Genomic DNA, 22,806 nt, shown 5'->3' with positions numbered 1-22,806 from the left:
GCCTCCTCCTACTCGATTAATTAAATGATTTATTAATGAAGATATATAGAAATAATCGTCGCTCTTGTTTAGAGCAATAAACGCCTTATTTAAAGCAATGAGTATTTTGTAATGCAGTGTCGATAGCAGCGACCAATTGCTCAATATGTTGTGGTTTGATAATAAACGGAGGCATCATATAAATTAGCTTACCAAACGGACGGATCCAAACGCCTTGCTCTACAAAGTGAGCTTGGATGGTTTCCATATCGACAGGTGTGTGGGTTTCAACGACGCCAATCGCGCCCAACCAGCGAACGTCTTTGACAAGATCATGCTCTCGCAATGGTGGTAGCAACTCAGAGAAAAGCTGTTCGATCTGTTGAGTTTGATTTTTCCAATGACCTTGCTCGATGATGGATAAACTTGCCGCACCGACTGCGCAAGCTAATGGGTTACCCATGAATGTTGGCCCGTGCATAAAGCAGCCCGCTTCACCGCCACATACCGTGTCAGCAACTTCTTTACTCGCCAGCGTCGCTGACAATGTCATATAACCACCAGTTAAAGCCTTGCCTACGCATAATATGTCCGGTTGAACATCGGCATGCTCACAAGCGAATAGTTTCCCTGTACGGCCAAACCCGGTCGCAATCTCATCCAAGATCAGCAATACGTTGAATTCATCACACAGTAAGCGAACTTGTTTTAGGAACTCAGGGTGGTAGATGCGCATGCCACCAGCCCCTTGAACGATTGGCTCTAAGATCACCGCTGCGACTTCTTGATGGTGTGCTGCCAGCTTTTCTTTAAAACTATCGATGTCACTTGAGTTCCACTCATCCCAAAAGCCTGTTTTTGGCGAATCAGCGAAAATATGTTCCGGCAAAAAGCCTTTGTAGAGGCTGTGCATCGAATTGTCAGGGTCGGTCACTGACATCGCCGCAAAGGTATCACCGTGGTAGCCATCTCTTAGTGTGAGGAACTTTGAACGAGGTTGTCCTTTAGCGTGCCAATATTGCAATGCCATCTTGAGGCTAACCTCTACGGCAACTGAACCTGAATCGGCCAAAAATACATGCTCAAGATTACTTGGCGCGAGATTCAAAAGCTTCTTACATAGATCGATAGCGGGCTGGTGGGTGATGCCACCAAACATAACGTGTGAAACCTTATCGATTTGACTATGAGCTGCAGCGTTTAGCTCTGGATGATTGTAGCCGTGGATGGTTGACCACCAAGATGACATACCATCAATAATTCGTTTTCCGCCTTCTAATTCTAGGTAAACACCGTCTGCGTTGGTGACTGGGTAGCAGGTCAGAGGTGTTAACGTTGATGTGTAGGGATGCCAGATATGCTGGCGATCAAAGGCGAGATCCATAGTAACTTCCATTCTTGGTGTGATTAAAAAATAACCAGATGTAAACTTTTGATATTATCAATGTGTTGACAGTCTAAAGCTTGTCGGTAGACTAGCCAAGCATAAATGCAATCTCTATTGATAGAGATGAAACATCAAATAATAAAAAAGGATCGACACGTGGAAGTTCGTCATGACTGGACAGTTGCTGAAGTAACAGCACTGCTTGAAAAACCGTTTATGGATTTAATGTTTGAAGCTCAAGTGGTTCATAGACAGTACCAAGAGCACAACCACGTGCAGGTGAGTACGCTTCTATCGATTAAGACTGGTGCTTGTCCTGAAGACTGTAAGTATTGTCCTCAAAGTGCTCACTACCGAACGGATGTCGACAAAGAACGCCTAATGGAAGTAGAGCGTGTTTTGGATGCGGCGCAAAAAGCCAAGAACGCGGGCTCGACTCGTTTCTGTATGGGCGCGGCGTGGAAAAACCCGAAAGAACGCGATATGCCTCACTTGACTGATATGATCAAAGGTGTGAAAGGTATGGGTCTAGAAACCTGTATGACACTAGGCATGTTAACCCCTGATCAAGCTGGCGAGTTAGCGGATGCAGGCTTGGATTACTACAACCATAACCTTGATACGTCTCCCGAGTTTTACGGCAGCATCATCACCACTCGTACTTACCAAGATCGTTTAGACACGTTGTCTCACGTGCGTGATGCCGGAATGAAGATCTGTTCTGGTGGCATCATCGGTATGGGCGAAAGTACCAATGACCGTGCAGGCCTGCTGGTAGAGCTAGCGAACCTTCCGGTACACCCTGAGAGTGTGCCAATCAACATGCTCGTGAAAGTGAAAGGCACACCGATGGAAAACGTCGATGATGTTGAATCTTTTGACTTCATTAAGTTGATTGCGATTGCTCGTATCATGATGCCAATGTCAGCGGTTCGTCTATCTGCAGGTCGCGAGAATATGAATGAACAGATGCAGGCGATGTGCTTCATGGCTGGCGCGAACTCTATCTTCTACGGTTGTAAGCTACTGACTACGCCAAACCCAGATGAAGACACGGATATGCAGCTGTTTAAGAAGCTGGGTATCAACAGCCAACAAGTGGCTCAAAAGCCTGACGAAATTCAAGAAAACGAACTGTTAGATCAAGTGGTGGAGCGCGTTGCTGCTCGTCCAACGAAAGATGACATGTTCTACGATGCCACTGTTTAAATCCCGTATCAAAGATGCCCTTGTTCAACGCCGTGAGCAGGGGCTAACTCGTCAACTTAAAGTGCTCGAAAACAGTAATGGTCCTTTGCTTAATTGCGAAGGTTCTCGCTTTATTAATTTTTCGAGTAATGATTACCTAGGCTTGGCGAACGACCCTGAATTGGTAGAGGCGTGGCAAGCTGGGCTTTCCCTTTATGGTGCTGGCAGTGCGGCATCGCCATTGGTCACGGGTTTTAGTCCTGCTCATAGAAATTTAGAAGCTCAGCTGTGTGAATGGTTGGGCTTTGAACGTGCGATTCTCTTTAGTTCTGGTTTCAGTGCGAACCAAGCTTTGTTGTTTTCTCTGCTCGAAAAAGACGACTCATTGCTGCAAGACAAACTTAACCACGCCTCTTTGATGGAAGCGGGGATGCTTTGTCCTGCAGCAATGAAACGCTTTAAACACAACGACACGCAGCATCTAGAGTCTCTATTAAGCCGATCTCTACAATCCTTGGTCGTCACTGAGGGCGTATTCAGCATGGACGGCGATCAAGCGCCTCTCAGCCAGATATCTAACCTGACTCATCAATACGACAGTTGGTTGGCGGTTGATGATGCCCACGGTATCGGCGTATTAGGTGATAAAGGAGCTGGGAGTTGCAGTGCAGCACAAATCTCCCCCGATATTTTGGTGGTGACCTTTGGCAAAGCATTTGGCGTTTCTGGTGCTGCGATTCTTTGTTCGTCAGAAGTGGGTGATTACTTAACTCAGTTTGCTCGTCATCATGTGTACTCGACGGCGATGCCACCTTCACAAGCGGTGGCTTTATCTCATGCCTGTAAGATGACTCAAACTCAAGAGTGGCGCCGAGAAAAGCTGACTGAGTTAGGGTCTCTCTATGCAGAGCAGGTGAGCGGCTTGAAAGGCTTTGTGGATACTCAGACTCCGATTAAGCCATTTGTGATCGGTGAGGCTCAGGCTGCGCTCTCCGTTGCAGAAGAATTAAAGCGCAACCAAGTTTGGGTCACTGCAATTAGGCCACCCACGGTTCCGACCGGGACGGCTCGTCTGCGTATTACATTAACCGCCAATCACACTCAAAAGCAGATTCTTCAGTTAACCCGTTCGTTACGTCAAGCAGTCGAAAGAAATGTTCAATCAAGTGAATCAAGCTTTGAATCGAATAGCGAAACTCACATCGAAATAAACAATGAGGCTCAGTAAATGTCACAAGAAGCAGTAGTGCATAATTACGTTGGCCAAGATAAGAGTGCGATTGCCGAAGCCTTTGGTAAAGCGGCAACAACCTATGACAAACACGCTGAATTTCAACGCGATGTTGGCCACCGATTACTGGATAAATTACCCAGCGATCTGTCAGGCTTTAAGGTGCTGGATCTAGGTTGTGGTACTGGCTATTTCTCCGAGCAACTTGTAAAACGAGGCGCCGAAGTGGTTTGCGCTGATCTTTCTGTTGGAATGCTAGCAACAGCAGAGAAGCGGTGTGGTGCATCTGTATCTTTATATCAACAAGCCGATGCCGAACAATTGCCGTTTGAAGATGGGTGCTTTGACATCGTTTTCTCTAGCCTTGCGTTGCAATGGTGTGACGATTTGTCGTCGCCTTTGAGAGAGATGAAGCGTGTTACAGCGGCTGGTGGGCGTGTTATTTTCTCAACTTTGCTTGATGGGTCGCTGTTTGAACTGAAAAAGTCGTGGTCCAAAATTGACGCACATCAACACGTTAACCATTTTATTACAATCAATAAGGTAAAAATTGCGTTAGCGCAATCTAGCTGTACCGTTCATCAACTAGACTTGCCCACCATCACCGTTTGGTACGACACTGCGTTTGAACTGATGCGCGACCTTAAAGGTATCGGCGCTAATCACGTAAGTGGTCGCTCACAAGGTTTAACAAGTCGTCGCATGTTGCAGCTTGTTGATCGGGAATATCGAGAGTTTAAGAACCATCAAGGTTTCTTACCAGCAACATATCAAGTTTGTTTAGGGGTTATTCAATTATGATTGATGCATTATTCATTGCAGGTACGGATACCGAAGTGGGAAAAACTGTGGTTTCAAAAGCGATTCTTCAAGCTTTGGCCGCACAAGATTTATCAACAATTGGTTACAAGCCAGTTGCTGCAGGGAGTGACAAATCCCCTGAAGGACTACGTAATAGTGATGCACTGCATCTTCAAGAAGCGGCGACGCAAGATATTGCTTACGAAGACGTCAATCCATACGCGTTGTTGCTACCATCATCGCCTCACATCGCTGCTAAGCATGATGGTGTTGTAATTGATGAGGCGGTATTATCAGCGAAGCTAGAAGAGCATAAGAAAAACTCTGACATCGTGTTAGTTGAAGGTGCTGGTGGTTGGCGAGTCCCGGTTTCAGACGATGAATATCTTTCTAGCTGGGTTAAAAAAGAGCAACTGCCAGTGGTACTGACTGTGGGTATTAAACTTGGTTGTTTGAGCCACGCTCTATTAACGGCAGAAGCGATTCGTGCTGATGGCCTAAACCTAGTAGGTTGGGTCGCAAACCGTATCAATCCAGGTACTGAGCACTACGCAGATATTATTGCGATGCTTGAAGATAAGTTAGGTGCACCTAAGTTAGGTGAAATCCCTTACGTCCCAAAAGCGAAGTCTAAAAACATTGGTAAGTACATTGATGTGCAGCCTTTGCTTGCGCTTTAATTACCACGTTATGTACTAAATAAGAAAAGGGCTGCGATTGCAGCCCTTTTGCTATTTTAAGCCTTTAGACCTTGAGTTGATAAACAACCGGTCTTTTAATAAACAAGCTTAGAACTAATGTTCTTTAGTCAGTCCCATTAAAGCTTGCTGAGTTTCTGTGATTTTTGTCTGTGCCGTTTGCGGTGTTAGGATTCCAACCTGCTTTTTCGCTTCTTCTTCAGTAATCCCTAGGTGACAGCACAGTAAATCGATAGCCATTTGAGTGTTAGTACCTTCAACCATGATCCTTTCCTTTTTGTACATGGACTAGCCAATAAATCATCTGAAGTCACTGTAAACGGATTGTTATATCGACACCATACGACTTAGGTCTAATAGAGTGGATTTAATTCGGATATGGTCTCGTAATCAAATGTTGCAATTTAATGCTTAACCTTGTTTTCTTAATCTAAGACTATATGTATAAGTAAGTATAAGTCTTCAAGGTTGGAATCTATTGCTGTCTGCCTTGTCTATAACAATAAGTTTTATAAAAACAGCTTTCATGCGGAGATAAGTAATGAAGCGAGTAATGTTGTTCCTTGCAACTAACCTAGCGGTTGTATTGGTACTAAGTGTTGTTCTTAATGTTGTATACGCAGTTACAGGTATGCAACCCGGTAGCCTCTCAGGTTTATTGGTGATGGCTGCGGTATTTGGTTTTGGCGGCTCATTCATTTCATTAATGATGTCGAAGAAAATGGCGCTACGCTCGGTAGGCGGCATGGTCATTGAAAGCCCACGTAACGAAACAGAACATTGGTTGATGGAGACGGTAAGCCGTCAATCTCAACAAGTTGGTATTGGTATGCCAACAGTGGCGATCTACGATTCGCCAGACATCAACGCATTCGCGACAGGTGCTAAGCGTGACGATTCATTGGTAGCAGTATCAACAGGCCTGCTGCACAACATGACGCGTGATGAAGCTGAAGCAGTATTAGCGCATGAAGTGAGCCACATCGCGAACGGTGATATGGTGACCATGACGTTAATGCAAGGTGTAGTGAACACGTTCGTTATCTTCCTATCTCGTTTCATCGCCAACATTGTTGCGTCGAATGACAACGAAGAAGAGGGTGGCAGCAACATGATGGTGTACTTCGGTGTGTCTATGGTGTTGGAATTGGTATTTGGTTTCTTAGCAAGCTTCATTACGATGTGGTACAGCCGTCATCGTGAATTCCATGCCGATGCAGGTGCAGCGAACCTAGTAGGTAAAGAGAAGATGATTGCAGCGCTAGAGCGCCTAAAGGTGAGCCATGAGCCACAACTAGAAGGTTCTATGATGGCATTTGGTATCAACGGTAAGAAGTCTCTAACAGAGCTTCTAATGAGCCACCCGCCGCTAGACAAGCGTATTGCTTCTCTACGTAACATGTAATCGCTACGTATTCTTCAGTCGCTAATCGACAAGATACATTTGAAAGGCTTCCTTCGGGAGGTCTTTTTTGATCTTGGCATCTAAGACAGTAAGTATTCGAGGAATAGGTGTCTGGCGATAGAGGGTTACTGGTGATGAAGCATTACGGTATTGATTGGTTGATATCGCACGGATTGAGATGAGTAGGGTAATGATACTGGGTTGCTTTGTATTATTTTGCTGACGTCTCTTGTGCTCAATACACTTTGTTCCGCTCAACAAAAAGGCTTCCACATGGGAAGCCTTAGTCTATTCTGTGATTCGAAATTCGAACCTTACAGTTTGTCAGTTAGCTCGATTGCTTGACCGATGTAGTTTGCTGGAGTCATCTCTTTCAGACGAACTTTCTCGTCTGCAGGAATCTCAAGACCATCGATGAATGCACGCATGCCTTCGCCATCTACACGTTTACCACGAGTTAGCTCTTTTAGCTTCTCGTATGGTTTTTCGATGCCGTAACGACGCATTACTGTTTGTACTGGTTCAGCCAATACTTCCCAGTTCTTGTCTAGTTCAGCAAGTAGCGCAGCGCGGTTAACTTCAAGCTTGCTAATACCTTTCAGAGTCGAAGTGTATGCAATGATTGCGTAGCCAACACCCACACCTAGGTTACGAAGAACCGTAGAGTCAGTAAGGTCACGCTGCCAGCGAGAAACTGGAAGTTTTTGTGCAAGGTGGCTGAATACTGCGTTCGCTAGACCAAGGTTGCCTTCAGAGTTTTCGAAGTCAATTGGGTTAACTTTATGCGGCATTGTCGAAGAACCGATTTCGCCAGCAATAGTCTTCTGCTTGAAGTGACCAAGAGCGATGTAGCCCCAAACGTCACGGTCGAAGTCTAGAAGGATAGTGTTGAAACGAGCAATTGCATCGAATAGCTCAGCGATGTAATCGTGAGGTTCGATTTGAGTTGTGTACGGGTTCCAAGTTACGCCAAGAGATTCAGTGATGAACTCTTCGCTAAACTGGTGCCATTCAACTTCTGGGTATGCAGAAAGGTGTGCGTTGTAGTTACCTACAGCACCGTTGATTTTCGCTAGGATCTCAACGTTTTCGATTTGCTTGTATTGACGTTCCATACGGTACGCAACGTTAGCCATCTCTTTACCCATAGTAGAAGGAGAAGCTGGCTGACCGTGTGTACGAGACAGTAATGGAATATCGCGGTACTCGTTCGCAAGTGCTTTGATAGCATCAATTACGTTACGGATTTCTGGAAGAATCACTGTGTCACGAGCTTCTTTAAGCATAAGCGCGTGAGAGGTGTTGTTGATGTCTTCAGAAGTACATGCAAAGTGAATGAATTCGTTAACTGCGTGAAGCTCAGGAACGCCCGCAACTTTCTCTTTCAAGAAGTACTCAACCGCTTTAACGTCGTGGTTAGTCGTGCGCTCGATCTCTTTGATACGTAGAGCATCTTCTTCGCTGAAGTTAGCGGCTAGTTCATCAAGAAACTGGTTAGCTTCTGCACTGAACGCTGGTACTTCTTTGATTGCATCAGTTGCTGCAAGCTTTTGTAACCAACGAATTTCAACGATAGAGCGGTACTTTAGTAGTCCAAACTCACTAAAGATGCTGCGTAATGCAATAGTCTTACTTCCGTAACGGCCGTCTACTGGTGAAACAGCAGTCAATGCTGACAGTTCCATGGTGTTCTCCTGAATTGAGTTTTCTAAATTTTGAGAGGTTTATACCAGTAACAATCTCAATTGTCACGCACATTGCGCAATCGTTTGCGTGAGAGTTGTGTTGATACAAAAAACAAGCTCGCGACGAGGCGCGAGCTAATAAACTACATTCGAGCTAGTAGGATTTGAGCCTGCTCGATCATCTTCTTACGACCGAAGATAAGGTGGCGACGTTTACCGCCAACTTGACGCCATAACACAGCGCTTCGAATCCCTGATAGAAGCAGTGCGCGAACCTTATGTTGGCTCGATGTCTGCTGAAGTACAGACGGAGTACCAGAAACCTGAATACGAGGGCCTATTGGGCTCACAACATCAAGGTAGATGCTCGCAAGGTTGCTGATCATTTGCTCGTCGAACAGATCAAAGTGTTCAGTTTGGCGCTCTGCAGTTTGAATGCGATCACCAAGCTGAGACATAGAGTCGTTGCGAGAAGATAGCTTACGCTCAAGAGCCATCAAGCTGATAATGTAGCGAGTAATGTCGCTACCAGCTGGAGTACTATCGATACCTTTTACTAAGCACTCAAGGCCAAGCTTTAGGTTCGCTTCACGTCCAAATACGCCAACTGTATTCGCTGGGTTGGTATTTAAAATAGCACTGAGTGAAGCTTCGAAGGCATCTTTATCACAATGGCCGTCTTTCGCTACTTGTTGAACCAAAGCCACAGCTTGGCAAATTCCGGCGAAAGCAATAGTACGGTCATAAAGTGTATTAGCCACGTAGTAACTCCTAGTTGTCTTCTATCGTTTGTCGTTCGATTAGTTAGATGCGTTTTTCGATGATACCGCCACCAAGACATACTTCGTCTAGGTAGAACACTGCCGATTGACCTGGGGTCACAGCAATCTGTGGTTCATCAAAAATAACCTTAATGTTCTCATCATCAATTGGGATGATTGTACAAGGAATATCAGTCTGACGGTAACGTGTTTTTACCGTGCATGTCATAACTTCAGTAATTGGTGTGCGATTTACCCAATGAAGCTGAGAAGCGATCAAACCTTCTGATTTCAAAAGAGGGTGGTCTTTACCTTGTACTGCGATCAAAACATTACGCTTGAGATCTTTTTCACCAACAAACCATGGCTCTTCATTACCGCCGCCACCTTTAGTGCCACCGATATGAAGGCCTTTGCGCTGACCTAGCGTGTGGTACATCAAACCTTGGTGTTGACCAATCACTTGGCCTTCCGGTGTTTCGATGTTACCCGGTTGTGCTGGTAGGTATTTGCCTAGGAATTCAGTGAACTTACGCTCACCGATAAAGCAGATGCCTGTAGAATCTTTCTTCTTCGCTGTGATCAAGTCTTGCTCTTCAGCAATACGTCGCACTTCTGGCTTTTCTAATTCACCGACAGGGAATAGGCTTCGTGCCACTTGATCTGAGCTTAGCGTGTATAGGAAATAGCTTTGGTCTTTGTTGCTGTCTAGACCACGTAGCATTTCTGGTTTTACGCCAGCATCAAGCTCTTCTTTAGTTGGGAAAGTACGACGAACGTAGTGACCCATCGCAATGTAGTCTGCGTCTAGCACTTCATCCGCAAACTCTAAGAATGCTTTGAACTTGATTTCTTTGTTACAAAGGATATCAGGGTTCGGTGTGCGGCCTGCTTTGTACTCTTCAAGGAAGTATTCGAATACATTGTCCCAGTATTCTGCAGCGAAGTTGATCGTGTGTAGGTGGATACCTAGTTTGTCACATACCGCTTGAGCATCAGCAAGGTCTTCAGCTGCCGTGCAGTATTCTTCGTTATCATCTTCTTCCCAGTTTTTCATGAAAAGGCCTTCTACCTGATAGCCTTGTTGCTGAAGAAGATACGCCGATACTGACGAATCTACACCGCCGGACATACCGACAATTACTTTCTTTTCGCTGTTTCCAGAGCTGATATCTGACATGTCTAAACACCGTTACTATTACTTGGTCGCAGATTCTAACAGAAAGAGAAACGCCGTGACAGATCCGAGACCGGAATCACAGTTTCATTTGCACAAATAGTGCGCTGACTTTGTTAGAGAATCGCATGAGAGCGAGGTGAGTCGCTAGGATGTCAGAAGTATATGTGGCATAGTCGCTCGAAATCCAAGACCTGAGATAAAAAAATGTCTGAACAAAATGAATTTATGCAAGAAGAAGAGCTGATTGAGATTATCGAAAACCAGCTTGAAGATGGCGAACCTGTAAAAGTTAAAGAGACGCTGATGCGTTTAATGATGACTGGTACTCCTCGTGAAGAGGCAATTGCGGCTATGGCATGTGCACTGGCAATTGAAGTCTTTGACGTTATGAAAAACGGCGCGGAGTTCAATCAAAAACGTTACGCAGAGCATTTGGGTATGCTGCCTGATCTGAGCTTTATGGAAGGCGAATAAAAAAAACCTTCAGCAAACGTTTGCTATAGTTTGAAAGATTGCCGCGTTAAATATAGCGCGGTAGAATCCGCCACCTATTTCCCCTTGACTTAGACTAGCCCTATGAAATTCCCTGGACAACGTAAATCAAAGCACTACTTTCCGGTTCACGCTCGTGATCCTCTAGTGAGCCAAGCTCAAAGCAGTAAAAGAATGTCACGCACTCATATTATCGGTATTGACCAAACATTGGTGGATATTGAAGCAAAGGTGAGTTCTGAACTTATTGAGAAGTATGGTTTGAGCAAGGGACATTCACTGGTTATTGGTGACGCAGCCGCTGAATCTTTATATCAAGAATTAAAAGAACAGTGCCTGATTACCAATGAATACGCTGGTGGCACAATTGGTAACACATTACACAACTATTCAGTGCTAGCGGATGACCGTTCTACTCTACTGGGTGTAATGAGCCAAGATATTAAGATTGGTAGCTACGGTTACCGCTATTTATGTAATACATCAAGCAGAATGGACCTGAACCATTTACAAGGGGTAGATGGCGCAATTGGTCGCTGCTTTGCATTAATTACAGAAGACGGTGAACGTACTTTCGCAATTAGCGAAGGACAAATGAACCAATTAAAACCAGAAAGCATTCCTGAAAAAATCTTCAAAAGTGCTTCTGCTTTAGTTTTAACGGCTTATTTAGTTCGCTGTAAGCCAGGCGACCCGATGCCTGAAGCAACAATGAAAGCGATCGAATACGCGAAGAAATACGATGTGCCAGTCGTTCTTACACTAGGTACTAAGTTCGTTATTCAAGATGATCCAGAATTCTGGAAAGATTTCCTTGAGCAACACGTAACGGTTGTTGCAATGAATGAAGACGAAGCTGAAGCGTTAACGGGTGAAAGCGATCCACTGGCTGCATCAGATAAAGCGCTAGACTGGGTAGACCTTGTTCTATGTACTGCGGGACCTGTTGGCCTATTTATGGCTGGTTATACAGAAGATGCAGCTAAGCGTGAAACGTCACTGCCTTTACTTCCAGGTTCAATTGCGGAATTCAACCGTTTTGAATTTAGCCGTCCTGCGCATAAAGATTTATGTGAAAACCCAACTAAAGTGTATTCGCACATTGCGCCATACATGGGTGGACCAGAAAAGATCAAAAATACCAATGGTGCAGGTGATGCTGCGTTATCAGCTTTATTACATGATATGGCTGCTAATAAGTACCACAAAGAAAACGTGCCAAACTCAAGTAAACACCAACATTCATTCTTGACGTACTCTTCGTTCTCACAAGTTTGTAAATATTCTAACCGTGCTAGCTATGAAGTGTTGGTTCAACACTCTCCACGTTTATCTCGTGGCCTTCCTGAAAGAGAAGATAGCCTAGAAGAAGCGTACTGGGAAAGATAAGTTACTTTCTTTAATCAGTAGTACTATCAGTATCAGTTGGTTTCTAATACTGATAGTACAAATATAAAAAAGGCTCCGAAAGGAGCCTTTTTTGTTTCTGAATATATTGAAGTCGTAAATAATACTTTGGTCGACTTAAATATTAATTCTATCGCTTAGCGTGTAATTGATTACTCACTAAGTAAACTAAATGTTTAGATAGCAAACTCTTCTAGAGATTTACCAGCATCTAGCTGTTCTTGGATAGCTGAAGGCGTACGGCCTTGACCTGTCCAAGTCTTCTCGTCGCCGTTTGCGTCTACGTATTTGTATTTCGCTGGGCGAGGAGCGCGTTTAGCTTTTGTTGTTTTAGATTTTGCTTCACCAGAAAGTGCAGCAATAAGATCGGCAACATCAATTCCGTCTTTTGCAATTTGTTCAGCAATAGCAGAAAGCTTAGCTTCTTGCTCTGCTTTAGCAGCACGCTCTTCAGCTTCAGACTCTTGACGCTCTTGTACAACAATAGTCAGCTTGTCTAGCGCTTCTTCAAGTTGCTCAAGAGTTAATTCACGTGAGAACGCACGAAGGCTGCGGATATTTAATAGAGTTTTTGTTAATTCAGACATGATATTTTCCATCAAGGTAAACTAAATAATCTTCCTAATAATAAACAGAGCCTAGGAATAAAACAAATAGTATTTCTTCTATTACATATTTAAATATAAAAGTGAGATGAATAGTTGAAAATTCAGAGCAGTATTTCTATTGAATTTATAATAATTATTAAGAATATCTTAAAAAATGATATGTGACAGGTGGAGTAGTAAACTTATGTAGACTATTCTTCTATTGATTAGTTCATTAACAAAAAGCTATTTTTCTCGGAATGATATGTTGCATTGTTGCTCTTGATGAGTACAATTGCGGCTACCTGATGCGAGGTGTTGGTTAATTTGTTGTTAAACTCAGGTTTACACGGTTAATAATGTTATCGCACGTAGAGGTGCAATTATAAAAAGTAACTTCCGTTGGGGTGATGCCAATGAACGGGATTGAAAGGTGTAATTGCCGAAGTAAATTGTATATCTAAGCAATTTGCTGGGGTTGTGCTCAATAGGTACAACACTGCCATAGTCTTAATTTTAAACTATGGAGCGCTACTGTAGGGTTGGGTGAAGTGTTCACTTCCCTTTCGCTTAGTTCAACATGAGCTTGGTCAGCCGTATCAAGTTTGTCTGCAGTAGATCTCTAGCCAAATAAAAAACTGGTTTTTGAAGATCATGAATTTAATAGATTTTGCAACATCACCTTTATCTTTGCTTCCGCCCCTTGTGGCTTTGAGCCTTGCTATTGTTACCCGCCGTGTATTGGTTTCTTTGGGTGTCGGTATCATCATGGGTGCGATTCTACTTGCTGATTACTCAGTAGGTAACGCAGCTAGCTACGTGTTTACTAAAGCATCTGGTGTTTTCATCGAAGATGGTGGCATCAACACTTGGAACATGAGCATCATTGCATTCCTAATTATTCTTGGAATGACAACGGCATTATTAACACTGTCTGGCGGTACTCGCGCATTCGCGGAGTGGGCACAGTCTCGCGTTAAGAGCAAACGTGGTTCAAAACTACTTGCTGCTTTCTTAGGTGTATTCATCTTTGTTGATGACTACTTTAACAGCCTAGCGGTTGGTGCTATCTCTCGTCCTGTAACAGACCGCTTCTATGTATCTCGCGCTAAGCTTGCTTATATCCTAGATTCAACTGCGGCTCCTATGTGTGTGATCATGCCTGCTTCTAGCTGGGGTGCTTACATCATCACGATCATTGGTGGCATCTTAGTGACACACGGTGTGACAGAGTATTCTGCACTGGGTGCTTACGTTCGTCTTATCCCAATGAACTTCTACGCTGTATTCGCACTACTAATGGTGTTCGCAGTAGCATGGTTCGGTCTAGACGTTGGTAAGATGCGTGAGCATGAGATCGAAGCATCTCAAGGCCGTGGCTTTGAAGGTGACAACGATCAAAAGCAAGCTCACGATCTAAACGAAGAGTTAGATATCGAAGAGAGCGAAAACGGTTCAGTTTCTGATCTTGTTATGCCAATCGTATCGCTAATTGTAGCGACAGTGGCTGCAATGCTTTACACAGGCGGCCAAGCGCTGGCTGCTGATGGCCAAGCATTCAACCTTCTAGGCGCATTCGAAAACACGGATGTAGGTAAGTCTCTTGTTTACGGTGGTGTTATTGGCTTACTAGTAGCACTAGCGACAGTATTCAAGCAAAAGCTATCTATGACTGATATCGCAAGAACAATGTGGATCGGTGCTAGCTCTATGTTTGGCGCGATTCTGATTCTTGTGTTTGCATGGACTATCGGTTCTGTTATCGGCGACATGAAAACGGGTTCTTACCTATCGTCTCTAGTAACAGGCAGCATTGATTACCACTGGTTACCGGTTATGTTGTTCCTTCTAGCGGGCGTTATGGCGTTCTCTACAGGTACATCTTGGGGTACGTTCGGTATCATGCTACCAATCGCGGGTGATATGGCTGCAGCATCGGATATCGCACTGATTCTTCCAATGCTAAGTGCGGTTCTAGCGGGTGCAGTATTTGGTGACCACTGTTCTCCAATCTCAGATACGACGATTCTGTCTTCTACTGGTGCTCGTTGTAACCACATCGACCACGTCTCGACTCAGCTTCCATACGCGTTGTCTGTAGCGTTTGTATCGTGCATTGGTTTCATCACTCTAGGTATGACATCTTCAATTGGCATCGCATTTGGCGCAGCGTCTCTAACGTTTGTTGCTGTATGTTTTGCATTGGCTTACTTCTCTCGCTGCAAAATGGCGACGTGCAAAAGCTAAAATTGAAAGTTAATCAGTAAACTATCAGGGAGGCGTTTGCCTCCCTTTTTTGTGCCTGTTAATTTAATTTTAAGTTTCGTGAAAAAAGTTCGAATAAATGGTTGAAAAAGGATGTCAGCTTAGTTAGTGTGGAGACAAGACAGCAAACAACCTAAGAGCTGATAAGTATGCGTAAATTAGTAATGAACATTCATCACCATCATCACCCTATCTAGTCTTTCGGGGAGATTTACGTATACCCGGGAGCAAGATTACTCCCGGAGGTTAAGTCAAAAGAATTTAGATTTAAACCCTCGGGATGACAAAGTCCCCGAGGGTTTTTTAGTTTTAGCGCTTTTAAATAATCAATAAATTCAAATATTTGCACAGGGATACAGCAATGCAGACACAACGCCTAAGAATCGCAATTCAAAAGAAAGGTCGCTTAAGTAAAGAGTGCCAAGACCTACTTAAAAAATGTGGTGTTAAATTTAATATCATGGGTGAGCGCCTAGTGGTTCACTCACTAAATATGCCAATCGACTTGTTACTCGTTCGTGATGACGACATCCCAGGTCTTATCATGGATGGTGTAGTTGACCTTGGTTTCATCGGTGAAAATGAACTAGAAGAAGTTCGTCTAGATCGTGTTGCTCTTAAAGAGCCTTCAGAGTTCCGCACACTACGTCGTTTAGACTTCGGTGGTTGCCGCCTTTCAATCGCTATTAATAAAGACGAAGAATACAACGGCCCACAAGACTTAGCGGGCAAACGTATTGCGACAACCTACCCACAACTACTTAAAGCCTACATGGACGAGCAGGGTGTTGAGTTCAGCACTTGTATGCTAACAGGTTCGGTTGAAGTCGCGCCTCGCGCTGGCCTTGCAGACGCTATCGCTGATTTAGTTTCTACAGGTGCAACGCTTGAAGCAAACGGCCTAAAAGAAGCAGAAGCTATCTTCCAATCGAAAGCAACACTGATTCAACGTGTTGGCGACTTCGACGCAGACAAGACCGCACTGATTGAAAAACTACTGACTCGTATGCAGGGTGTTCAACAAGCGAAAGAGTCGAAGTACATCATGCTTCACGCGCCAACCTCTCAACTAGAGCAAATCAAAGCACTACTGCCTGGTGCTGAAGATCCAACGGTTCTTCCTCTATCTACAGACAAAGACAAAGTTGCCGTGCACCTAGTAAGTACAGAGAACTTGTTCTGGGAAACAATGGAACAGCTGAAAGAGTTGGGTGCAAGCTCGATTCTAGTATTACCAATCGAAAAAATGATGGGGTAGTGACGATGAGAACCGTTGTTTGGCAATCTTTAAGTGAATCACAGCAAGACTCGGTATTAGAGCGTCCAGCTATTACTGAAGGTGCAAACATCACAGCGACTGTTTCTGATGTTATTGCAAAAGTACGAAATGAAGGCGATGCCGCGCTTAAAAAGCTGACTGCAAAGTTTGATGGTGTAACTCCAGAATCTATCCGAGTCAGTTCGGGTGAGATTGAAGAGGCGTGTGCTCGTCTAACACCAGAGATGAAGCAAGCGTTAGAGCAAGCTTATAGCAACATTGCTAAGTTTCACGAAGCTCAAAAGCCGCAGCCAATTAAGGTTGAGACACAGCCTGGTGTTGTGTGTGAGCAAGTGACGCGCGCGATTAATACTGTTGGCCTTTATATTCCCGGTGGCAGTGCGCCACTACCGTCAACGGTTCTTATGTTAGGTGTTCCTGCTCAAATCGCAGGTTGTCGTAAGGTTGTGCTTTGTTCACCTCCGCCAATCGCTGATGAAATCTTGTATGTCGCTAAGCTTTGTAAGATCGACGAAGTTTACAACGTTGGTGGTGGTCAAGCGGTTGCAGCAATGGCTTACGGTACCGAGAGTGTGGCTAAAGTCGATAAGATCTTCGGCCCAGGTAATGCCTACGTTACGGAAGCAAAGCGCCAAGTGAGTAATGACTTCCGCGGAGCAGCTATTGATATGCCAGCTGGCCCATCTGAAGTGTTAGTGATTGCTGATGAAACGGCTGATGCAGACTTCATTGCAGCGGATTTGTTGAGCCAAGCGGAACACGGGCCTGACTCTCAAGTAGTATTGGTAACTCCATCTCCAGTGGTTGCAGACCAAGTAACAGAAGCGGTTCAAAAGCAACTGAAAGAACTGTCTCGTGCGAACATCGCTCAGCAAGCATTGGCTTCAAGCTTAATCATCATTGCTGAATCGATCACTCAAGCGATTGCGATTTCGAATTTCTACGGTCCTGAGCACTTGATCGTTCAAACCAAGAACCCACGTGAATTGCTGCCATTGCTAGATAATGCAGGCTCAATTTTCCTTGGTGACTGGTCTCCAGAATCTGCAGGTGACTACGCATCCGGCACAAACCACGTTCTTCCGACTTACGGTTATACCAAGACGTATTCAAGCCTAGGTTTGGCTGATTTCTCTAAGCGAATGACGGTGCAGGAGCTAACAGCCGATGGGTTGAAAGGCCTAGCGCCAACAGTAGTAACAATGGCGGAAGCCGAAGGTTTGGATGCACACAAACGCGCTGTGACTATCCGAGTTGAAAAGTTAAATAAAGCGAAATAAGGGTAGGGCATGGAAAAGTTAGCAAGAAAACAAGTTCAGGCTCTAACACCTTACTTGTCTGCAAGACGCATAGGCGGTACTGGTGATGTATGGCTAAACGCCAACGAATCTCCGTTTGATAACGAGTACAACCTGAACTTGTCTCGTCTTAACCGTTACAGCGAATGTCAGCCAAAAGAGCTGATTGATGCTTACGCTCAATACGCAGGCGTGAAATCAGAGCAAACACTGACGACTCGTGGTGCTGACGAAGGCATTGAGTTATTGATTCGTGCTTTCTGTGAGCCGAACGAAGACGCTATTCTTTACTGCCCACCTACTTACGGTATGTACGCAATCAGTGCAGAGACGATTGGTGTTGAGCGTAAAGTTGTGCCTCTTACTTCTGAATGGCAATTGGATCTTCCAGCTATCGAAGCTCAGCTCGACAACGTAAAAGTGGTGTTTGTTTGTAGCCCAAATAACCCAACCGGTAATTTAGTTGATCGTAAAGACATCATCAAGCTGCTTGAAATGACACAAGACAAAGCGATTGTGGTGATGGATGAAGCGTATATCGATTTTTGTCCAGAAGCGTCAACCGTTGATTTGCTTGAGCAATATCCAAACCTAGCGATTCTGCGCACCTTGTCGAAGGCCTTTGCTTTGGCGGGCTTACGTTGTGGCTTTACGCTAGCGAATAAAGAGCTTATCGATGTACTGTTGAAAGTGATCGCTCCTTATCCTGTGCCAATCCCTGTTGCTGACATTGCCGTTCAAGCTCTCTCAGAGCAAGGACTAGCGCGAGCTAAGTTCCAAGTTCTAGATTTAAGTGCTAACCGAGCGTATTTGCAGGCGGGTCTATTAGGTATGCCTCAAGTGACGGTTTTTGATGGCTGGGGTAACTACTTACTGGTGAAATTCCCGAACGGCGATGAGTTATTTAAAGCGGCTTGGGATACGGGCATTATTTTGCGTAATTCACCTATTGAAGACTGTGTTCGTATTAGTATTGGTAACCGCGAAGAGTGCGAAAAGACACTTGGATTCATTCGTAACTTTTATCAGTAATGAAAGGCTTACCAGTAATAACATTTGCCAGTTTGATTTGATTAATTGGGCTGGCAAGTGAAACCAATATTTTGGGTTAGCGTTTGATTTTAGCTAGGCCACCAGATTTAAAATTAAAAGGAAGTTCAAGTGAGTAAACAACAGAAAATACTTTTTATAGACCGTGACGGCACCTTAATTGTTGAGCCGCCAGTTGACTTTCAAGTAGACCGTTTAGACAAGCTAAAATTCGAACCGCGAGTAATTCCTAGCCTGCTTGCTTTGCAAGATGCTGGTTACCGCTTAGTAATGGTCACTAACCAAGATGGTTTAGGTACCGATAGCTACCCACAAGAAGATTTCGATGCACCACACAATATGATGATGGAGTTCTTCGAATCTCAAGGCGTTAAGTTTGACGACGTGCTTATTTGCCCTCACTTTGACGAAGACAACTGCTCTTGCCGTAAGCCTAAACTGGGTATGGTTAAAGAGTACCTACAAGGCGGTAAAGTCGATTTCCAACACTCTGTTGTGATTGGCGACCGAATGACGGATCTTCAACTGGCAGAGAACATGGCAATCCGCGGTATTCAATATAGCCCGGATGCGGAAACTGAAGGCACGCTTAACTGGCCACAAATCGTTAAAGATCTGACGGTTAATGCGCGTATTGCTGAAGTAGTTCGTACCACTAAAGAAACAGATATCAAGGTTGCAGTAAACCTTGATGAAACCGGTGGCAACAAGATCGATACCGGCATGGGTTTCTTCGACCACATGCTTGATCAAATCGCGACACACGGTGGTTTCCAAATGAACCTGACTGTGAAAGGCGATCTGCACATCGATGATCACCACACAGTCGAAGATACCGCTCTTGCTTTAGGCCAAGCATTGAAAGATGCACTAGGCGACAAACGTGGTATTGGCCGTTTTGGTTTCAGCCTACCAATGGATGAGTGTTTGGCTCAGTGTGCGTTAGACCTTTCTGGTCGCCCATACCTGAAGTTCGATGCTAAATTCAGCCGTGAGCAAGTGGGTGATCTTTCAACCGAGATGGTGGTTCACTTCTTCCGTTCTCTAACTGATACATTGGCTTGTACGCTACACCTTTCTTCTGATGGCAATAATGATCACCACATCATTGAGAGCCTGTTCAAAGCGTTTGGCCGTACTCTTCGCCAAGCAATCAAAGTTGAAGGTAACGAGTTACCAAGCAGCAAAGGCGTTCTGTAAGGGTTCGGTATGAAAGAGCAAAAAGTCGTTATTATTGATACTGGTTGTGCCAACGTTTCATCGGTGAAGTTTGCGATTGAACGTTTGGGCTACGCAGTTGAAATTTCAAAAGAACCAGAAGTGGTTCTTGCTGCCGACAAGCTATTCCTACCCGGTGTAGGTACAGCAAGTGAGGCAATGAAGAACCTGCAAGAGCGTGACCTTGTTACCCTTGTCAAGCAAGTTGAGAAGCCTCTGCTGGGTATCTGTCTAGGTATGCAGCTGTTAGGCAAACTGTCTCAAGAGAAAGGTCAAAAGGCTGATGAGTTAGTTGAATGCCTAGGTTTGTGTGATGGTGAAGTTCGTTTACTTGAAACGGGCGACTTGCCATTACCACACATGGGTTGGAACACCGTAACGGCAACACCTAATCACCCGCTATTTAAAGACATTGAAGAAGGCGAATACTTCTACTTTGTTCATAGCTTCGCAATGCCAGTGGGCGACTACACAATCGCACAATGTGATTACGGTAATCCGTTCACTGCGGCGGTTCAAAGTGGCAATTATTATGGTGTTCAGTTCCACCCAGAGCGATCTTCGAAAGCTGGCTCTAAGCTGATTCAGAACTTCTTGGAATTGTAATAAGGATTAGGCAGCGGCTAACGTTGCCATATAAGGAATGTAAATGATTATTCCCGCGTTAGATTTAATTGAAGGCCAAGTAGTTCGCTTATTCCAAGGAGACTACGGGCAAGTAACAGAATACAAAGTAGACCCAGCAGAGCAGTTTAATCTGTACCACCAAGCTGGCGCTGGCTGGCTGCACCTTGTTGACTTAACGGGCGCAAAAGACACAACGGCTCGTCAGTTAGACTTGATTGCTAAGCTCCTTGCTAGCACGCCTGCGAACATCCAGATTGGTGGTGGCGTGCGTAACGAACAAGATGTCGTTGATCTGCTAGAAGCTGGCGCACAGCGCGTTGTGGTTGGTTCTACAGCCGTTAAGCAACCTGAGTTGGTGAAAGGTTGGATGGAGAAGTACGGCGCGGAAAAAATCGTGCTGGCTCTGGACATCAATATTGACGAAAGCGGCATACGTAAAGTGGCGATTTCAGGTTGGCAAGAAGATTCAGGTGTGACCATTGAAGCGCTGATTGAAGACTACCTCACGGTTGGCCTTAAACACGTGCTGTGTACCGATATTTCACGCGATGGCACGCTAGAAGGATCAAACGTAGAGCTCTATGTTGATCTTTGTAAGCAGTACCCACAAGTGCAATTCCAATCATCGGGCGGCATTGGCAGCCTAGCTGATATCGAAGCGCTAAAAGGCAGCGGTGTTGCGGGTGTGATTGTGGGTCGTGCACTACTTGATGGCAAGTTTACCGCAGAGGAGGCATTTGCATGTTGGCAAAGCGCATAATCCCTTGTTTGGATGTCCGTGACGGACAAGTGGTTAAGGGCGTTCAGTTCCGTAACCACGAAATTATTGGTGACATCGTTCCGCTAGCACAACGCTATGCAGAAGAGGGCGCCGATGAATTGGTATTTTATGACATCACCGCATCAAGTGATGGCCGTGTGGTCGATAAAAGCTGGGTGAAACGCGTAGCTGAAGTGATCGATATCCCTTTCTGTGTCGCTGGTGGTATTAAATCAGCAGAAGATGCAGCGCGCATCCTTGAGTTTGGTGCGGATAAAGTGTCAATCAACTCACCGGCATTGGCTAATCCACAGCTGATTACTGACCTTGCTGATAAGTTTGGCGTTCAGTGTATCGTTGTCGGTATCGATTCATACTTCGACAAAGAAACCGGTAAATATCAGGTTTACCAATTTACAGGCGATGAAGCGCGTACTAAAGCAACCAAATGGGAAACCAAAGATTGGGTGCAGGAAGTACAGAAGCGTGGCGCAGGTGAGATTGTGTTAAACATGATGAACCAAGATGGCGTTCGTAACGGCTATGATATCGATCAGTTAAACATGGTGCGTGAAGTGTGTAATGTGCCATTGATTGCCTCTGGTGGCGCTGGTGCAATGGAGCACTTTGCTGAAGCTTATAAAAAGACCAACGTGGATGGAGCACTTGCGGCTTCGGTATTCCACAAACAAGTCATCAATATTGGTGAACTTAAACAGTATTTAAAACAACAAGATGTAGAGGTGCGACTATGAGTTTTGAACCCGTAAGCTTATCAAAAACAGAAGTAGGCGCATTGTCAGAGCGTATTAACTGGGAAAAAGTAGATGGCTTAGTGCCAGCGATTGTTCAAGATTACCAGTCAAGCCAAGTGCTAATGATGGGATACATGAACCCAGCCGCACTTGAGAAAACGGGTGAAACTGGCAATGTGACGTTTTTCTCTCGCACAAAAGAGCGTCTTTGGACGAAAGGTGAAACGTCGGGCAATGTATTGCAACTGCAAAACATCGCCTTGGACTGTGACAGCGACACCTTACTGGTTAAAGTTAATCCCATTGGTCCAACGTGCCACACAGGTACAACAACGTGTTGGGATGGAGACAAGCAAGAAGAGTCTCAGATGGTGTGGCTTCATCAGCTTGAGCAGCTATTGGCTGCCCGCAAGGACGCCGATCCTGAATCTTCTTATACTGCCAGTCTATATGCCCGTGGCACCAAGCGTATTTCGCAAAAAGTGGGCGAAGAAGGCGTTGAAGTCGCGCTTGCGGCGACGTCGGGCGATAAGGCGGAGTTAGTGTGTGAATCAGCAGATTTGATTTACCACCTAATGGTTCTTCTTCAAGACCAAGGCTTATCGATGGATGATGTGGTAAACAAGCTGAAAGAGCGTCATAAGTAAGCTCTCTTTAGATTAATAGAACCGCGTAAAAGACAGACAAAAGCCCCGCAAACAAACATGTTTACGGGGCTTTTTAGTTTTTTAATTTTCAAGATTTCAAGATTTC

The 22,806-nt window shown here is 44.8% G+C and carries 22 protein-coding genes, 1 riboswitch and 1 other annotated feature; of the genes, 16 read left to right on the top strand and 6 right to left on the bottom strand.

Annotated elements, in window-relative coordinates; all coding sequences use genetic code 11:
- Positions 1-85: 85 nt before the first annotated feature.
- A complete protein-coding gene (gene bioA / locus AB4371_RS19615) occupies positions 86-1,363 on the bottom strand; it encodes an adenosylmethionine--8-amino-7-oxononanoate transaminase (protein ID WP_017068080.1) in 1,278 nt (425 codons plus the stop codon).
- A gap of 159 nt (positions 1,364-1,522) precedes the next feature.
- Between bioA and bioB the strand changes: the two genes are divergently transcribed.
- Genes bioB through bioD form a run of 4 tightly spaced genes read left to right on the top strand, consistent with a single transcriptional unit; the run spans position 1,523 to position 5,266 of the window.
- Entirely contained in the window at positions 1,523-2,575 is a 1,053-nt protein-coding gene (gene bioB / locus AB4371_RS19610; protein WP_016792500.1) for a biotin synthase BioB, read from the top strand.
- On the top strand, positions 2,562-3,782 hold the full coding sequence (bioF, locus tag AB4371_RS19605; RefSeq protein WP_372150528.1) for an 8-amino-7-oxononanoate synthase: 1,221 nt from the start codon (positions 2,562-2,564) through the stop codon (positions 3,780-3,782). The genes bioB and bioF overlap by 14 nt, the downstream gene beginning before the upstream one ends.
- Positions 3,783-4,586, top strand: a complete 804-nt coding sequence (gene bioC / locus AB4371_RS19600) for a malonyl-ACP O-methyltransferase BioC (RefSeq protein WP_017060254.1) — start codon at positions 3,783-3,785, stop codon at positions 4,584-4,586.
- Positions 4,583-5,266: a dethiobiotin synthase gene (bioD, locus tag AB4371_RS19595; protein ID WP_372150527.1), complete on the top strand. Its 684-nt coding sequence runs from the start codon at positions 4,583-4,585 to the stop codon at positions 5,264-5,266. The genes bioC and bioD overlap by 4 nt, the downstream gene beginning before the upstream one ends.
- 114 nt (positions 5,267-5,380) lie before the next feature.
- Here bioD and AB4371_RS19590 read toward each other — a convergent pair whose 3' ends face one another.
- Positions 5,381-5,548 carry a hypothetical protein gene (locus AB4371_RS19590; RefSeq protein ID WP_017060256.1) on the bottom strand — a complete coding sequence of 56 codons (168 nt, stop codon included), beginning with the start codon at positions 5,546-5,548 and terminating at the stop codon, positions 5,381-5,383.
- A gap of 277 nt (positions 5,549-5,825) precedes the next feature.
- On the opposite strand from AB4371_RS19590, the gene htpX reads away from it, so the two are divergent.
- Positions 5,826-6,689, top strand: a complete 864-nt coding sequence (htpX, locus tag AB4371_RS19585) for a protease HtpX (RefSeq protein ID WP_029235495.1) — start codon at positions 5,826-5,828, stop codon at positions 6,687-6,689.
- Between the two features lie 314 nt (positions 6,690-7,003).
- Here htpX and purB read toward each other — a convergent pair whose 3' ends face one another.
- The 3 genes from purB to mnmA form a co-directional block, all read right to left on the bottom strand.
- Complete coding sequence (gene purB / locus AB4371_RS19580) at positions 7,004-8,374, bottom strand: adenylosuccinate lyase (RefSeq protein ID WP_017065316.1); 1,371 nt, start codon at positions 8,372-8,374, stop codon at positions 7,004-7,006.
- 143 nt (positions 8,375-8,517) lie between these two features.
- Positions 8,518-9,135, bottom strand: coding sequence for a high frequency lysogenization protein HflD (gene hflD, locus AB4371_RS19575; RefSeq protein WP_146491851.1), 618 nt, complete (start codon positions 9,133-9,135; stop codon positions 8,518-8,520).
- Positions 9,136-9,178: 43 nt separating this feature from the next.
- Positions 9,179-10,315 (bottom strand): tRNA 2-thiouridine(34) synthase MnmA, encoded by a 1,137-nt coding sequence (gene mnmA / locus AB4371_RS19570; protein ID WP_372150526.1) that lies wholly within the window; start codon positions 10,313-10,315, stop codon positions 9,179-9,181.
- Between the two features lie 204 nt (positions 10,316-10,519).
- Between mnmA and AB4371_RS19565 the strand changes: the two genes are divergently transcribed.
- Together AB4371_RS19565 and AB4371_RS19560 are read left to right on the top strand one after the other, a co-directional pair.
- A complete protein-coding gene (locus AB4371_RS19565) occupies positions 10,520-10,789 on the top strand; it encodes a hypothetical protein (RefSeq protein ID WP_010439986.1) in 270 nt (89 codons plus the stop codon).
- Between the two features lie 102 nt (positions 10,790-10,891).
- Entirely contained in the window at positions 10,892-12,196 is a 1,305-nt protein-coding gene (locus AB4371_RS19560) for an inosine/guanosine kinase (protein WP_017060261.1), read from the top strand.
- A 194-nt stretch (positions 12,197-12,390) separates the two neighbouring features.
- On the opposite strand, the gene AB4371_RS19555 is transcribed toward AB4371_RS19560, so the two are convergent.
- Positions 12,391-12,801 carry an H-NS family nucleoid-associated regulatory protein gene (locus AB4371_RS19555; protein ID WP_017060262.1) on the bottom strand — a complete coding sequence of 137 codons (411 nt, stop codon included), beginning with the start codon at positions 12,799-12,801 and terminating at the stop codon, positions 12,391-12,393.
- A 364-nt stretch (positions 12,802-13,165) separates the two neighbouring features.
- A riboswitch (Lysine riboswitch) is annotated at positions 13,166-13,343 on the top strand.
- 112 nt (positions 13,344-13,455) lie between these two features.
- On the opposite strand from AB4371_RS19555, the gene AB4371_RS19550 reads away from it, so the two are divergent.
- From AB4371_RS19550 to hisIE, 9 genes are all read left to right on the top strand, one after another.
- Entirely contained in the window at positions 13,456-15,048 is a 1,593-nt protein-coding gene (locus AB4371_RS19550) for a Na+/H+ antiporter NhaC family protein (RefSeq protein WP_017060263.1), read from the top strand.
- Positions 15,049-15,238: 190 nt separating this feature from the next.
- Positions 15,239-15,374: a sequence feature (His leader region), on the top strand.
- A 53-nt stretch (positions 15,375-15,427) separates the two neighbouring features.
- Entirely contained in the window at positions 15,428-16,324 is an 897-nt protein-coding gene (gene hisG / locus AB4371_RS19545; RefSeq protein WP_017060264.1) for an ATP phosphoribosyltransferase, read from the top strand.
- Positions 16,324-17,625, top strand: coding sequence for a histidinol dehydrogenase (hisD, locus tag AB4371_RS19540; RefSeq protein WP_017065318.1), 1,302 nt, complete (start codon positions 16,324-16,326; stop codon positions 17,623-17,625). Before hisG ends, hisD begins: the two co-directional genes overlap by 1 nt.
- Before the next feature lie 9 nt (positions 17,626-17,634).
- The gene (gene hisC, locus AB4371_RS19535) at positions 17,635-18,675 is read left to right on the top strand and encodes a histidinol-phosphate transaminase (RefSeq protein ID WP_017060266.1); all 1,041 of its coding nucleotides are present in this window, start codon (positions 17,635-17,637) and stop codon (positions 18,673-18,675) included.
- Between the two features lie 129 nt (positions 18,676-18,804).
- Positions 18,805-19,893 (top strand): bifunctional histidinol-phosphatase/imidazoleglycerol-phosphate dehydratase HisB, encoded by a 1,089-nt coding sequence (hisB, locus tag AB4371_RS19530; RefSeq protein WP_017067390.1) that lies wholly within the window; start codon positions 18,805-18,807, stop codon positions 19,891-19,893.
- A gap of 9 nt (positions 19,894-19,902) precedes the next feature.
- Positions 19,903-20,517 carry an imidazole glycerol phosphate synthase subunit HisH gene (hisH, locus tag AB4371_RS19525; protein ID WP_017060268.1) on the top strand — a complete coding sequence of 205 codons (615 nt, stop codon included), beginning with the start codon at positions 19,903-19,905 and terminating at the stop codon, positions 20,515-20,517.
- A 43-nt stretch (positions 20,518-20,560) separates the two neighbouring features.
- A complete protein-coding gene (gene hisA / locus AB4371_RS19520; protein WP_017067391.1) occupies positions 20,561-21,298 on the top strand; it encodes a 1-(5-phosphoribosyl)-5-[(5-phosphoribosylamino)methylideneamino]imidazole-4-carboxamide isomerase in 738 nt (245 codons plus the stop codon).
- On the top strand, positions 21,280-22,053 hold the full coding sequence (gene hisF / locus AB4371_RS19515) for an imidazole glycerol phosphate synthase subunit HisF (protein ID WP_017060270.1): 774 nt from the start codon (positions 21,280-21,282) through the stop codon (positions 22,051-22,053). Before hisA ends, hisF begins: the two co-directional genes overlap by 19 nt.
- Positions 22,050-22,700 (top strand): bifunctional phosphoribosyl-AMP cyclohydrolase/phosphoribosyl-ATP diphosphatase HisIE, encoded by a 651-nt coding sequence (gene hisIE / locus AB4371_RS19510; protein ID WP_017060271.1) that lies wholly within the window; start codon positions 22,050-22,052, stop codon positions 22,698-22,700. Before hisF ends, hisIE begins: the two co-directional genes overlap by 4 nt.
- The last annotated feature ends 106 nt before the right edge of the window (positions 22,701-22,806 follow it).

Source organism: Vibrio sp. 10N.261.51.A3, assembly GCF_041471965.1.
Lineage (GTDB): Bacteria > Pseudomonadota > Gammaproteobacteria > Enterobacterales > Vibrionaceae > Vibrio > Vibrio crassostreae_C.
This window is presented reverse-complemented; position numbering and strand designations above follow the sequence as displayed.